Origin of the sequence: Sphingomonas sp. NFR15 (assembly GCF_900103265.1) — a bacterium.
Lineage (GTDB): Bacteria > Pseudomonadota > Alphaproteobacteria > Sphingomonadales > Sphingomonadaceae > Sphingomonas > Sphingomonas pollutisoli.
The window spans coordinates 108,692-121,795 of the sequence record NZ_FMWX01000010.1; the positions used below are offsets into that span (position 1 = coordinate 108,692).

13 protein-coding genes and 1 tRNA gene are annotated in these 13,104 nt (G+C 68.7%); 3 read left to right on the forward strand and 11 right to left on the reverse strand.

From position 1 onward, the window contains the following. Positions 1-117: 117 nt before the first annotated feature. From ligA to BLS81_RS18705, 5 genes are all read right to left on the reverse strand, one after another. Entirely contained in the window at positions 118-2,253 is a 2,136-nt protein-coding gene (gene ligA, locus BLS81_RS18685; RefSeq protein WP_093226153.1) for an NAD-dependent DNA ligase LigA, read from the reverse strand. Positions 2,254-2,385: 132 nt separating this feature from the next. After that, positions 2,386-2,589, reverse strand: coding sequence for a hypothetical protein (locus tag BLS81_RS18690; RefSeq protein WP_093226155.1), 204 nt, complete (start codon positions 2,587-2,589; stop codon positions 2,386-2,388). Positions 2,590-2,656: 67 nt separating this feature from the next. Continuing rightward, positions 2,657-2,863, reverse strand: a complete 207-nt coding sequence (locus BLS81_RS18695) for a cold-shock protein (RefSeq protein WP_093226156.1) — start codon at positions 2,861-2,863, stop codon at positions 2,657-2,659. Positions 2,864-3,495: 632 nt separating this feature from the next. Further along, on the reverse strand, positions 3,496-5,160 hold the full coding sequence (gene recN, locus BLS81_RS18700) for a DNA repair protein RecN (RefSeq protein WP_093226158.1): 1,665 nt from the start codon (positions 5,158-5,160) through the stop codon (positions 3,496-3,498). 31 nt (positions 5,161-5,191) lie between these two features. Beyond that, entirely contained in the window at positions 5,192-5,995 is an 804-nt protein-coding gene (locus tag BLS81_RS18705) for an outer membrane protein assembly factor BamD (RefSeq protein WP_093226195.1), read from the reverse strand. Positions 5,996-6,158: 163 nt separating this feature from the next. Between BLS81_RS18705 and BLS81_RS18710 the strand changes: the two genes are divergently transcribed. Continuing rightward, positions 6,159-6,983 carry a class I mannose-6-phosphate isomerase gene (locus BLS81_RS18710; protein ID WP_093226159.1) on the forward strand — a complete coding sequence of 275 codons (825 nt, stop codon included), beginning with the start codon at positions 6,159-6,161 and terminating at the stop codon, positions 6,981-6,983. A 304-nt stretch (positions 6,984-7,287) separates the two neighbouring features. Beyond that, complete coding sequence (locus BLS81_RS18715) at positions 7,288-8,454, forward strand: glycosyltransferase (RefSeq protein ID WP_093226161.1); 1,167 nt, start codon at positions 7,288-7,290, stop codon at positions 8,452-8,454. 95 nt (positions 8,455-8,549) lie between these two features. On the opposite strand, the gene BLS81_RS18720 is transcribed toward BLS81_RS18715, so the two are convergent. From BLS81_RS18720 to yajC, 4 genes are all read right to left on the reverse strand, one after another. Then, positions 8,550-8,924 carry an Mth938-like domain-containing protein gene (locus BLS81_RS18720; protein ID WP_093226162.1) on the reverse strand — a complete coding sequence of 125 codons (375 nt, stop codon included), beginning with the start codon at positions 8,922-8,924 and terminating at the stop codon, positions 8,550-8,552. Positions 8,925-8,930: 6 nt separating this feature from the next. Beyond that, positions 8,931-9,902, reverse strand: a complete 972-nt coding sequence (secF, locus tag BLS81_RS18725) for a protein translocase subunit SecF (protein ID WP_093226164.1) — start codon at positions 9,900-9,902, stop codon at positions 8,931-8,933. A gap of 114 nt (positions 9,903-10,016) precedes the next feature. Further along, entirely contained in the window at positions 10,017-11,618 is a 1,602-nt protein-coding gene (gene secD / locus BLS81_RS18730; protein WP_093226165.1) for a protein translocase subunit SecD, read from the reverse strand. 4 nt (positions 11,619-11,622) lie between these two features. After that, complete coding sequence (gene yajC / locus BLS81_RS18735; RefSeq protein ID WP_093226167.1) at positions 11,623-11,970, reverse strand: preprotein translocase subunit YajC; 348 nt, start codon at positions 11,968-11,970, stop codon at positions 11,623-11,625. 191 nt (positions 11,971-12,161) lie between these two features. On the opposite strand from yajC, the gene BLS81_RS18740 reads away from it, so the two are divergent. Next, a tRNA-Pro gene (locus BLS81_RS18740) sits at positions 12,162-12,238 on the forward strand. Positions 12,239-12,305: 67 nt separating this feature from the next. Here BLS81_RS18740 and BLS81_RS20505 read toward each other — a convergent pair. Both BLS81_RS20505 and BLS81_RS18750 read right to left on the reverse strand, forming a co-directional pair. Further along, positions 12,306-12,809, reverse strand: a complete 504-nt coding sequence (locus BLS81_RS20505; protein ID WP_143023405.1) for a PDDEXK family nuclease — start codon at positions 12,807-12,809, stop codon at positions 12,306-12,308. Then, positions 12,802-13,104: integrase core domain-containing protein (locus BLS81_RS18750; protein WP_143023406.1), on the reverse strand; the 303-nt coding region annotated here is incomplete at its 5' end. The genes BLS81_RS18750 and BLS81_RS20505, both read right to left, overlap by 8 nt.

Consider the following 13,104-nt stretch of genomic DNA (forward strand, 5'->3'; position numbering starts at 1 on the left):
CCCTGCGGCCGGAATATTTAAGTAAAATGACAAACGGGTCACGCGCCAGCCCCCGCGCGCAGCTAGTTCCGGCGCGTTGCATAAAAGCATCATCGGGTCCGGAACGGACCCTCGCCGTCAGGCGGTGCCCGCCACCAGCGCCGCCCAGCCAGCCTCGTCGATCACCTCGACACCCAGGTCCGCCGCCTTCTTGAGCTTGGACCCCGCGCCCGGCCCGGCAACAACAAGGTCCGTTTTGGCGGAGACCGAGCCCGACACGCGCGCGCCGAGCGACTCGGCCTGCGCCTTGGCCTCGTCACGGCTCATCGTCTCGAGCGTGCCGGTGAAGACGATCGTCTTGCCGGTGACCGGGGACTCGCGCGTGTCCTGTGCGAACGCGGGCGGCGTCACCTCGCTCAGCAGATCGTTCCACACCGCGCGGTTGTGCGGTTCGTGGAAGAAGTCGGCGAGCGCGTTGCCGACGGCGGCACCGACATTCTCGACACCGATATGCTCGGCGACCGCCTTGTCGACGCGGTTGCGGAACTTCCGGGCGTCCTCGCCCAGCGCCGGGGTCATGCCGTCGCGCAACGCGATCACCGCGTCGGCCAGCGCCTGGATCGCGGGCAGCTTGGCGTAGCGCCGCAACAGGTCGCGCGCGGTGACGACGCCGATGTGGCGGATGCCCAGGCCGAACAGCAGCCGCACCGGATCGGGCGCGCGCTTGGCTTCGATCGCGTCGAGCAAATTCTCGACCGATTTGTCCTTCCACCCCTCGCGCTCGAGCAAGGCGTCGCGGTGCGTGGCGAGCCGGAAGATGTCGGCGGGTTCGGTGATCCAGCCGAGCGCGATGAATTCCTCGATCGTCTTCTCGCCGAGCCCCTCGATGTCGAGCGCGCCGCGCGAGACGAAATGCTTGAGCCGTTCAAGCCGCTGCGCCGGGCAGATCAGCCCGCCCGTGCAGCGGATGTCGATCTCCTCGTCCTCGCGCACCGCTTCGGAGCCGCAGATCGGGCAATGCGTCGGGAACGGCCACGCCCCGCGTGACTCGTCGCGCGCGAGGTTCTCGACGATCTGCGGGATGACGTCGCCGGCGCGCTGCAACACCACGCGGTCGCCCGGCCACACGTTCAGCCGTGCGATCTCGTCGGCATTGTGCAGCGTCGCGTTGGTGACGACGACGCCGCCGACCGTGACCGGCGTGAGCCGCGCGACCGGCGTGAGCTTGCCGGTGCGCCCGACCTGGATGTCGATCCGCTCGAGCGTGGTCTGCGCCTGCTGCGCGGGGAATTTGTGCGCCAGCCCCCAGCGCGGTGCGCGCCCGACGAAACCGAGCCGCTGCTGCCAGTCGAGCCGATCGACCTTATAGACCACGCCGTCGATGTCGAACGACAGATCGGCGCGCTCGGCCTCGATCGCCTTGTAGGTGGCGAGCGCCGCCTCCAGCGTTCCGCCCGGCCGGAACGCGGCGGCGACCGGGAAACCCCAGTCGCGGATCACCGCGATCACCGCGCTCTGCGTGTCGCCGGGCAGGTCGGAGGTCTCGCCCCAGCCCCAGGCGAAGAATTTGAGCGGGCGCTCGCGCGTGACCGCGGCGTCCTTCTGGCGCAGCGATCCGGCGGCGGCGTTGCGCGGGTTGGCGAACTGCCGCGCCTCCTTGCCGCTCGCGTCCGCCTCGGCGAGCAGGCGCGCGTTCAACGCGGCGAAATCGTCCTTCGCCATATACACTTCGCCGCGCACCTCGAACACGTCGGGCGCGGCGTCGGGCAGGCGCTCGGGGATATCGGCGATGGTGCGGACGTTGGCGGTGACATCCTCGCCGATCTGCCCGTCGCCGCGCGTCAGCGCGCGGACGAGGCGGCGCTGTTCGTAGCGGATCGAGCAGGACAGGCCATCGATCTTGGGTTCGGCGGTGAGCGCGACGGGTTCATCCTCGGGGAGCTTGAGATAGCGCCGCACGCGCCCGAGGAAATCGGCCACCTCGTCGTCGCTGAAGGCATTGTCGAGGCTGAACATCGGCCGCGCATGCGCGACCTTGGCGAGATGCCCCGCCGGCGCGGCGCCGATCTGAACGGAGGGCGAATCGGCGCGGACGAGGTGCGGGAAGGCCGCCTCGATCGCGGCGTTGCGGCGCACCAGCGCGTCATAGTCTGCGTCCGATATCTCGGGCGCGTCCTCGGTGTGGTAGCGGCGGTTATGGTATGCGATCTCGGCGGCGAGCGTCGCGAGCTCCGCGGCGGCGTCGGCTTCGGTCTCGGGGAGCGGTGTCGGCATCGCGACGGGCTAGACGAGAGCGGGGCGGGGGATCAAGCGCGACATTGGCCCGGTCCGGGGGCGGTCCGGGGACGCGGTCCGCGGCGCGTCGTCCGGGCGCGACGCTGGGCCGCGCCCGGCGCGGCGAACGGTTCAGGCGCCGGCCAGGCCGCCGGTGAGCTTGGCTTCCTCGTTGACCGAGCGGCGCTGCTCGGTCTTTTCGGCGCGGATCGCCATTTCGTCCCACGCCTTGGCGGCGCGCAGCCAGCGGTCACGGACATTGTCGAGCGTCGCCGAGGCGGCGTCGGCATGCGCCTGGCGCGCGCGGTCCTGATAGAAAAGAACGGTGGTGCTCATCGCGTGTCTCCGCAAGGAAGGGGAGGGCGGGCGACGCGCGGAGGAGTCCGCGCGCCGCCCGGTCCGGTTACGCGGCGCTCAGATTGACCGCGGAGGTCTTGCCGCGACGGTCCTGCTCCAGTTCGTAATTCACGCGCTGCTCGCGATCGAGCGTGCGCATGCCGGCGGCTTCCACCGCGCTGATGTGGACGAAGGCGTCGTTGCCGCCGTCTTCCGGCGCGATGAAGCCATAGCCCTTGTCGGCGTTGAAGAATTTCACGGTGCCAGTCGGCATGGGTATTTCCTTAAGCGTAACGGCACCGGGCGTTGGCGCGGTGCCGGGTGGGGCCGAGATCGGAGACGAAGACACCGTCCGGCCCCGGCCGGCGTCCACGAGGGGCTGCGCTCAGCCGGCGGCCGAACGCACTGGCACGGCGGCTGCCGATCGGCAGCCGTGTGACGTCGAGCGATGTGAAGGGAGAGCCAAAGCACACGTCCGTCGCCAACAAGCGGGAGCGCGGAGGTCTCTCAGTCGGGCGATGCTTGAGGGCCAGGTCGCCGGATGCACATGGTGTAGCACGGCGCGCGCGGCGTGTCGCCCCCTAATCCGGACTCGCTTCCGTGCCGCGGCAACACCACCGCCCGTTCGCGCTGAGCGCAGTCGAAGCGCGTGCCCCAGGTGGCGTCGTCCGTGGCACGTCCTTCGACTGCGCTCAGGACGAACGGCGGGAAGGGGGGGGGGCGGGGCCCGCTCCACATCCGTTCGCGCTGAGCGTAGTCGAGACACGCGCGCGCCGAGCTGCCCCTTGACTTCGCTCGGAATGAACGGGCGAGGAGATGCGTAAGCGGCTCGGGCGGTTGCTCAACCCGTTCGTGCTGAGCGCAGTCGAAGCACGTGCGCACGGCACCACGCTTGGGATTGCCCCCTCACGCCGTCTCCAGCAGACGCTCCGCCTGCGCGCGCGCCTCGGGGGTGATCGTCGCGCCCGACAGCATCCGCGCGATCTCCTCGCGCCGCTCGCCCGCGTCGAGCTGGCGGACGCCGGTGCGCGTGACCAGCCCGTCGTGACTCTTGGCGATCAGCAGATGCTGGCGCCCGCGCGCCGCCACCTGCGGGCTGTGCGTCACCACCAGCAACTGCGTGCGCCGCGCCAGCCGCGCCAGCCGCTCGCCGATCGCGCTGGCGACCGCGCCGCCGACGCCCCGGTCGATCTCGTCGAATACCATCGTCGCAGCACCACCCTCCTCGGCGAGTGCGACCTTGAGCGCGAGGATGAAGCGCGAGAGTTCGCCGCCCGAGGCGATCTTGACGAGCGGCGCGAACGGCGCGCCCGGATTGGTCGAAATCTCGAATTCGACGCGGTCCTTGCCGCTCGGCCCCCATTGCGCGGGCGAGAGCGGCGCGACGACGGTCCGGAAGCGCGCCGAATCGAGTTTGAGCGGCGCGAGCTCCGCCTTCACCGCCGCATCGAGCCGCGCGGCAGCAGCGGCGCGCGCGTCCGTCAGCGCGGCGGCGGCGGCGTCGTAGGCGGCGGCGGTCTGCGCGAGCGTGCGCTCCAGCGCCGCCAGCCCCGCGCCGCCGCTCTCGATCAGATCGAGCCGCGCGCCCAGTTCGTCGGTCAGCTCGGCGAGCGCGTCGGGCTGGACCCGGTGCTTGCGCGCCAGCGCGCGCAGGTCGAACAGCCGCGATTCGTCGGCCTCCAGTTGCGCGGGATCGAACGCCAGCGCGCGCGCGGCGGTGTCGACGCCGTCCTGCGCCGTCCCCGCCTCGATGATCGCGCGGTCGATCGCCTCCAGCGCCTCGGCGAGCGCTTCGTGATCCTCGGACACGCGCTCCAGGACGCGCGCCGCCTGCCGCAGCCGGGCCAGGCCGCCGTCGGACCCTTCGAGCAGATCCGCCACCGCCTGCAAGTCGCCCGCGATCTTCTCGCCGCGCTGCATCCCCGCGCGCCGTGTCGCCAGTTCCGCCTCCTCGCCCGGTTCGGGGGCGAAGCCGCGCAGCTCGGCGACGGCATGTTCGAGCCATTCGCGGTCACGCTCCTGCGTGTCGAGATCGGCGCGCGCCGCCGCCAGCGCGTCCTCGGCCTCGCGCCAGGCGCGGTGCGCGCGCGCGGCCGCGCCCGTGTCGATCCGCGCGAAGCTGTCGAGCAGCGCGCGGTGCCCGCTCGCCGCGAGCAGCCCGCGATCGTCATGCTGGCCGTGGATCTCGACGAGGTGCGCGCCGAGTTCGCGCAGCAGCGCGGCGGGTGCCGCCGATCCGTTCACCAGCGCCCGGCTCCCGCCATCGGCCTTGACGATGCGGCGCACGATCAGCGGCTCGCCGGGTTCGAGGTCGAAGCCATTCTCGGCGAGCAGCGCGGCGATCGGCCCATCGCCCTGCGGCGTGTCGAACACAGCGGTGACGACCGCCTGCGCCGCACCCTGCCGCACCAGCCCCGAATCGCCGCGCGCGCCGAGCGCCAGCCCGAGCGAATCGAGCAGGATCGACTTGCCCGCCCCGGTCTCGCCGGTGAGCACGCCGAGTCCCTCGTGGAAATCGAGGTCGAGCGCCTCGATCAGCACCACGTCGCGAATCGAAAGCGAGGTCAGCATCGCGCGGTCCCCGGCTCGGCCTGCCGCTCGATCAGGCGCCCTTCGCAGGCGCCGGCTTGACCGGATGATCGTGCATCAGCTTGTAGGCGTGGCTGTACCAGATCGTGCCGGGATAATTGGCGCCGAGCACGGCGGCGGCCTTCTCCGCTTCCTCGCGCACGCCGAGCGCCAGATAGCATTCGGTCAGCCGCATCAGCGCCTCGGGCGTATGCGTCGTGGTCTGATATTCGTCGATCACGGTGCGGAAGCGCATCGAGGCCGCCAGCCACTGCCCGCGCCGCTCGTAGAACCGGCCGACCTCCATCTCCTTGCCGCCGAGGTGATCGCGCACCAGATCGACCTTCAGCCGCGCGTCGAGCGCATATTTGCTGTTGGGATAGCGCCGCATCAGCTCGCCCAGCGCGTCGAGCGCCTGCTGGGTGATCTTCTGGTCGCGCGTCACGTCGCTGATCTGCTCGTAATAGCCGAGCGCGATCAGATAATAGGCATAAGGCGCGTCGCGGTTGCCGGGGTGGACCGACAGGAAGCGCTGCGCCGCCTGGATCGAGCTGGTGTAATCATGCGCGAGATAATAGCTGAACGCGCTCATCAACTGCGCGCGCCGCGCCCAGATCGAATAGGGATGCTGGCGCTCGACCTCGTCGAACAGCGCCGCCGCGATCTTGTACTGCCCCATGTCGAGCCGCTTGCGCGCCGCCGTGTACAGCGTGCCGACATCGCGCGCGACATAGGGAATATCGGCCTTCGCCTTGCCGCGCGACGCGCAGCCGGCGACAGGAAGCGCCGAGGCGGCGATGAGCGCGAGCGCGATCGAGCGAGACATTGGGATACGCATCGCGAGCACCCTTAGCCGAACGCCCGAGCCACGAACAATCCCCTTCGAAAAAAGCCGTACCGCCGCCGCTTTTCGGCCACGGATTGTGCTTGCTCGCCAAGGATCGGATGACAGTCCCGGTGCGTTCGGGTTAGATCGTTTCGCAACTGCAGCGGAGATTCGAATGACGGCCACTCTTCTGGCGACCAAGCGCGTGGAAAAGCCCTGGGGTCGGCATGATCTGTGGCCCGGTTTCCCCGATCCGGCGGCGGACACGCCTCCGATCGGCGAGGTGTGGTTCCAGACCCCGCACGCCGGCGAACCCGAACTGCTCATCAAATATTTGTTCACCAGCGATCGCCTGTCGGTGCAGGTCCATCCCGACGATGCCGCGGCGCGCGCCGCCGGCTATCCGCGCGGCAAGGACGAGGCGTGGCTGATCCTCGCCGCCGAGCCGACCTCGACGATCGCGATCGGCACGCTCGCGCCGATGACGAAGGACGAGCTTCGCGCCGCCTCGCTCGACGGGTCGATCGAGCACAAGCTCGATTGGAAGCCGGTCAAGGCCGGGGATTTCTATTATTCGCCCGCCGGCACCGTCCACGCGATCGGCGCCGGGCTGACCGTGATCGAGATCCAGCAGAACGTCGATCTCACCTATCGGCTCTACGATTACGGCAGCGACCGCGAACTCCACCTCGACGCGGGCGTGGCCGCCTCCGATCCCAAGCCGTTCGTCCCGCTGCCGACCCCGGCCCCCGACGGCCGCGACCACATCGTCCTGGCGGAAGGCCCCAAGTTCGTGATCGAGCGCTTCGCCGGCGGCGCCCGCGACATCACGCTGCCCGACGGCGTGACCGGCTGGTTCGTTCCCGTCACCGGCGCGGGCGTGGTCGACGGCGTCGCCTGGAAGGCCGGCGAATGCCTGACGCTGACCGGCACCTGCCACATCGACGCGGCAGCGGGCAGCGACGTGCTGTTCGCCTATCCGGGTGACACGCGAATCTGAAGGGTCGGGCGGGGCGGGGGCATACCCGCGCCGTTCGCCCTGAGCGCAGTCGAAGGGCGTATCCGAAGCGGAGCGCTCGCGGCACGTGCTTCGACTGCGCTCTGCACGAACGGAGTGGTGTGCGCGTACCCGTCCACCACCCGACCTGATGGAGCCGGTCGGGCATCCCCAACCCGTTCACCCTGAGCGAAGTCGAAGGGCGTGCCCCAGCCGCGACGCTCCGGGCACGCGCTTCGACCGCGCTCGGCACGGACGGGGATGGAACGCAGCGCCCCCTTAACCTTCGCGCGCTAAGCCCGGCACCATGCTCCGCGTGCTGACCCTCGCCACCCTGTTCCCGCACGCCGCCGCGCCCAATCTCGGCGTGTTCGTCGAGCGGCAGACGCTCGGCCTCGCCGCACATCCGCATGTCGATCTGCGCGTGGTCGCGCCGAGCGGGCTGCCGCCCTGGCCGCTGTCGCGTCACCGCCACTATGCGCCGCTCGCCGATCTGCCGTCGCGCGAAACGTGGCGGGGGCTCGACGTTCGGCGGCCGCGCTTCCGGACGGTGCCGGGGACGGCCGGGCGCTTCCATGTGCCCGCGCTGGTCCGCACGCTCGCGCCGTTGCTCGCGGAGATCCGCCACGAGTTCGCCTTCGACGTGATCGACGCCGAATTCTTCTTCCCCGACGGCCCCGCCGCCGTCGCGCTCGGCAAGGCGTTTGGCGTGCCGGTGTCGATCAAGGCGCGCGGCGCCGACATCCACCATTGGGGCACCGCGCCCGCCACCGCCGCGCGCGTGCGCGCCGCCGGCCGGCAGGCCGACGGGCTGCTCGCCGTTTCGCAGGCGATGCGCGCCGACATGGCCGCGCTCGGCATGCCGCCCGAGACGATCCGCGTCCACCATACCGGCGTCGATCTCGACCGCTTCGCGCCGCGCGACCGGGACGTGGCGAAGGCAGTGTTCGGGGTGCGCGGGCCGCTGGTCGTCTCGGTCGGCGCGCTGATCGCGCGCAAGGGGCATGACGTGGTGATCGACGCGGTCGCTTCGCTGCCCGGCGTGTCGCTGCTGATCGCCGGAGCGGGCGAGGCGCGGGGGGCGCTCGCGGCCAAGATCGCCGCGCACGGCATCGGCGAGCGCGTGCGGCTGCTCGGCGCGCTGCCGCATGCCGATCTGCCGGCGTTGATCGCCGCCGCCGACGTGATGGCGCTCGCCTCGTCGTCGGAGGGGCTGGCGAACGCCTGGGTCGAGGCGCTCGCCTGCGGCACGCCGATCGTCATCACCGATGCCGGCGGCGCGCGCGAAGTGGTGACCGATCCCGCCTATGGCCGCGTCGTCGCGCGCGAGGCGGATGCGTTCGCGGCTGCGATCGGTGACGTGCTGGCCACACCGCCGGCGCAGGATGCCGTGCGCAGAGGCGCGGAGCGGTTCACCTGGGGCGCGAACACCGAGGCGCTGTACGCGCATCTCAGCGGACTCGTTGCCGGCTGACCATGTCCGTTCGTGCTGAGCGTGTCGAAGCACGTGCTCCAGACGCGCCCTTCGACACGCTCAGCGCGAAGGGTACTCAGGCGCGGTAGCGCGAATCAGCTCAAGGGATATAGCGCCGCCGCGATCCACCGGCCCTCGCCGCGCAGCACCGCCCAGGCGCGCGCGGCGGCGCGGCTGTCCATCGCCTCAATGCCGAATCCCAAAGCCTCCACCGCGCGGGTGAACGCGACCGGCGGGCGCATCAAGGTCGCACCGGTGCCGAGCAGCAGGAACTCCGGCCTGGGGGCGAGCGCCAGCAGCGGCGCCACCGCGTCCACGCTCAGCGCGTCGAGCGCGGGCGGCTCCCAGCCATCGGCGCGCTCGGGGGTGAGCAGCAGCGCGCGGTACACGCCGTCATCGACCTTGAAGCCGCCCAGCGAGAAGGCCGAGATGATCGGCCCGTCGGTCCTTTGCTCTTTCTCCATCCGCATGGCGGATCAGCGCTTCTTGGTCGGGATGCCCTCGCTCGGCACCGCCTTGCCCACCGGCGCGTCACCCTTGGTCGGGTCCGGCCGCAGACCGAGCGTGATGAGCAGCGACGACGACACGTAGATCGACGAATAGGTGCCGACCACGATGCCGAGGATCATCGCCGCGGTGAAGCCTTGCAGCACATGCCCGCCGAAGATCAGCAGCGCGACCAGCGCGAGCAGGATCGTCAGCGAGGTCATCACGGTTCTCGGCAGCGTCTCGTTGACCGACAGGTCGACGATCTGGGGCATGTCCATCTTGCGATAGCGGCGCATGTTCTCGCGGATGCGGTCGTCGATGACGATCTTGTCGTTGATCGAATAGCCGATGATGGTCAGCACCGCGGCGACGATGTTGAGGTCGAACTCCAACTGAGTCAGCGCGAAGAAGCCGAGCGTCATCAGCACGTCGTGGACGATCGCGACCACGGTCGAGACGCCGAACTGCCATTCGAAGCGGAAGATCGCGAACAGGCCGATGCCGAACACCGCGAGCACCACCGCGAGCGCACCCTTCCAGATCAGCTCGCCCGAGACCTTGCCCGAAACCGCGTCCTGCTTGGAGAATTTGGCGTCGGGGAATTTGGCGTTGATCGCCGCCTGGACCTTCTGGACCACGGCATCGGTCGCGCCCTTGTCGGTGCTCTTGGGCGGGGGCAGGCGGATCGACACGGTCTTGGGATCGCCGAACTGCTGGAGCCGGACTTCGCCCAAACCGAGATTGTCGATCGTCGAGCGCAGCGTGTCGAGGTGCGGCGGCTGCGCGAACTTCTCCTCGATCATCAACCCGCCGACGAAATCGACGCCGAGATTGAGCCCGCGCGCCACCGTCAGCCCGATCGCGGCGATCGACAGCAGCATGGTGAGCCCGAACGCCCACGCACGCAGCGAGACGAAGGGGAGGTTGGTGTTGTCGGGAACGAGTTTCAGCAGGCGCATGTTACACCGTCACCCCAGCGAAAGCTGGGGTCTTATTGAGGCGGGCGCAGCGTGCGCCACGGGGAGACCCCAGCTTTCGCTGGGGTGACGTCGTGTTCGGGCGCGGGGTGCGGATCATATATTGATATCCGTTGGCCGCGTACGGCGGATCCACGTCACCACCAGCATCCGCGTGAACACCACGGCGGTGAACACCGAGGTGCCGATGCCGATCAGCAGCACGATCGCGAAGCCGCGGATCGGGCCGGAGCCCATCAGCAGCATGATGATCGCCGAAATCGCATGCGTCACGTTCGCCTCGAAGATCGTGCGGCTGGCTTCCTTATAGCCCAATTCGACCGACTGGAGCACGCTGCGCCCGCGCCGCCGCTCTTCGCGGATACGCTCGTTGATGAGCACGTTGGCGTCGACCGCGGTGCCCACCGTCAGCACGAAGCCGGCGATCCCCGGCAGCGTCAGCGTCGAGTTGAGCAGCGCCAGCACGCCCACAATGACGATCACGTTGATGATGACGGCGAGGTTCGCATAGGCGCCGAACCGCCCGTAAGTGACGAACATGAAGGCGATCACCGCGAGCACCGCGATCGTGCAGGCGAGGATGCCGGCATGGATCGAATCGGCGCCGAGATCGGGCCCCACGGTGCGCTCCTCGACCACCTTGAGCGCGACCGGCAGCTTGCCCGAGCGCAGCGCGATCGCGAGCTGGTTGGCGCTATCGACGGTGAAATTGCCCTCGATATAGCCCGATCCGCCAAGAATCTCGGTGTTGATCCGCGGCGCCGAGATCACCGTGTTGTCGAGCACCACCGCGAAACGCTTGCCGATGTTGGTCTGGGTGATCCGTGCGAACTTCTTGCCGCCTTCGCTGTTGAAGGTGAAGTTGACGATCGGCGCATTATCCTCGGGCTTGTTGCTCTGCGAGGCGGTGACGAGCTGGTCGCCGGTCAGGATCGCCTGCCGCTTGACGAGGATCTTGGCGCCCGGCGCGCCGCCCTCGGCGTCGGCCAAAAGCTGCGTGCCGAGCGGGACGATGCCCTTGGCGGCGTCTTCGGGCGAGATCGGCGTTTCATCGACCATCTTGAATTCGAGCTTGGCGGTCTTGCCGAGCAGATCCTTGAGCGCCTGCGGGTTCTGCAGGCCCGGCACCTGCACGACGATCCGGTCGCTGCCCTGGCGGACGATCGTCGGCTCCTTGGTGCCGAGTTCGTCGATGCGCTTGCGCACCACCTCGGTCGCGTCGCCCATTGCCTGATTGATCGCCTGGTCGAGCCCCGCCTGGGTCGGCGTCATCACCACGCGCGTGCTGTCGACGACGTTCAGATCCCAATCGCGCTGCCCGGTCAGCCCGGCGCCAGCGGTCAGCTTGTTGAGCCGCTCGCGCGCCGCATCGACCTTGGTCACGTCGCGCAGCATGAAGCTGATCTTGCCGTTGTCGGTGGCGATGTCACCGATGTCGATCGCGGGCGCGCGCGACATCTCGCTCTGAATCTGGTCGCGCATCGTGTTGACGCGGCTGCGCGCCAGGTCGGCGGTATCGGCCTCGAGCAGCAGATAGCTGCCGCCGGCGAGATCGAGCCCGAGGTTGACGCGCGGGTGCGGGATCCAGCCCCACGCCTTGGTCTGCTCTTCGGGGAAGAAGCTCGGGATCGCCAGCGCCATCAGGCAGGCGAGCAGCCCCAGGATCGAGACGATCTTCCAGCGCGGGAAATCGAGCATCGGATCAGTCGTTCGCGGGCTTGGCGAGCGGGTTGGTCACCTCCGTCAGCGTCGCCTTGACGACGCGGATGCGGACGTTGGGTGCCACCTCGACTTCGACATACTGGTCCTCGACACGCGTCACCTTGCCGAGCACGCCGCCCGCGGTGACCACCGAATCGCCCTTCTTGACCGCGTTGATCTTGGCCTGCTGCGCCTTGATCCGCTGCTGCTGCGGGCGCAGCAGCAGGAAATAGCCGACCACCGCGATCGCGATATAGGGGAAGAACAGCAGGAACATCGACGCCACCCCGCCGCCGCCGGCGGCGGAAGCGGAATTGGCGGAAGCGGCAAGGGCTGAGGTGGCGAACATGGCGTCCTGAACAAAAGCTGCCGGCAAAGCGCCGGGCGCGGAGGCGGCAGCCGCCCCGCTTACAAGCGGCGCGCGCTATCATCATCACGCGGAGCGCGCAACAATCGGCTGCGGGGATGCCGCTCGGGCGCGGGACAGAGCGATCCCGCTTGCATCTGCGCGCCGCTGCGCTTACACGCGCCTCCCTCGGTCGGGGCGTAGCGCAGCCTGGTAGCGCATCACACTGGGGGTGTGGGGGTCGCAGGTTCGAATCCTGTCGCCCCGACCAGAGACTTAAAAAATCGATATAAAGCGGTGGTGAAAGCCGCCCTATGCGGGCTGCCAGCATCTGGCGCTTATTCCTCGTCGGGTTTGAACGGGTCTAGTTGCGGCGCAACGGGAACCATTCCACTCGGTCGGAACGACAGACCGGGATTTCTACCAGACAATAGCAGGCCATGCTCAAGCACATACCCTGCCGGAATCTTGGGATTGTTTATGTCCTTGCCTCCGTCCGCATGCCACTTGGCTTCCTGCTTTGCGAACCATGGTTCAAGCTGCCACGGTTTCATAAGGTGGACGCACACCAGTTCGATGCCCCGATACATCGCAAACACCCAGTCGACTTGCCGATATTTGGCAAGAATGACGGGGTTGAGATGATGATGCGTAGAGAAATTTTTGGTGAGGTCTAGGTTAACCGACTTTAGCTCGTATTCGAGACCCTGCTCGTCAACCGCATCATTCCCCTCCCGTCCGGGCAGAACGGTTAGCCCCAAAGTTAGGATCACCTGCAACAGCTTGCCGCCGTTATCTGAGCCGCTACCCGTTCTTGGACCACCCAGCCGGGTGTCATCCAGCTTCTACCGGCAGCGGCGGGCCATGTGCCGCTGACCGGTTCACCAGCGATATCGGCACCTTGTTGCCGATCGCGCTGTGTGGCCGCACCTCGTTATAGTCTCTACGCCAAGCCTCGCATTTTCGGACCGCGTCGTCGAGGCTCATGAACCAGTGCTGGTTCAGGCACTCCGCCCGGAACTTGCCGTTGAACGATTCGATGAACGCATTGTCGGTCGGCTTCCCCGGCCTACTGAAGTCGAGCACGACACCGCGGGTGTACGCCCACAGGTCCAGGTCGCGTGAGATGAACTCGCT

Coding starts and splice junctions, on each gene's coding strand:
- secD (WP_093226165.1), bottom strand. CDS start 11,618: ATGCTCGATTTCCCGCGCTGGAAGATCGTCTCGATCCTGGGGCTGCTC.
- recN (WP_093226158.1), bottom strand. CDS start 5,160: ATGCTGACCTCGCTTTCGATTCGCGACGTGGTGCTGATCGAGGCGCTC.
- secF (WP_093226164.1), bottom strand. CDS start 9,902: ATGCGCCTGCTGAAACTCGTTCCCGACAACACCAACCTCCCCTTCGTC.
- BLS81_RS18690 (WP_093226155.1), bottom strand. CDS start 2,589: ATGAGCACCACCGTTCTTTTCTATCAGGACCGCGCGCGCCAGGCGCAT.
- BLS81_RS18695 (WP_093226156.1), bottom strand. CDS start 2,863: ATGCCGACTGGCACCGTGAAATTCTTCAACGCCGACAAGGGCTATGGC.
- BLS81_RS18720 (WP_093226162.1), bottom strand. CDS start 8,924: ATGCGGATGGAGAAAGAGCAAAGGACCGACGGGCCGATCATCTCGGCC.
- BLS81_RS18715 (WP_093226161.1), top strand. CDS start 7,288: ATGCTCCGCGTGCTGACCCTCGCCACCCTGTTCCCGCACGCCGCCGCG.
- yajC (WP_093226167.1), bottom strand. CDS start 11,970: ATGTTCGCCACCTCAGCCCTTGCCGCTTCCGCCAATTCCGCTTCCGCC.
- BLS81_RS18710 (WP_093226159.1), top strand. CDS start 6,159: ATGACGGCCACTCTTCTGGCGACCAAGCGCGTGGAAAAGCCCTGGGGT.
- ligA (WP_093226153.1), bottom strand. CDS start 2,253: ATGCCGACACCGCTCCCCGAGACCGAAGCCGACGCCGCCGCGGAGCTC.
- BLS81_RS18705 (WP_093226195.1), bottom strand. CDS start 5,995: ATGCGTATCCCAATGTCTCGCTCGATCGCGCTCGCGCTCATCGCCGCC.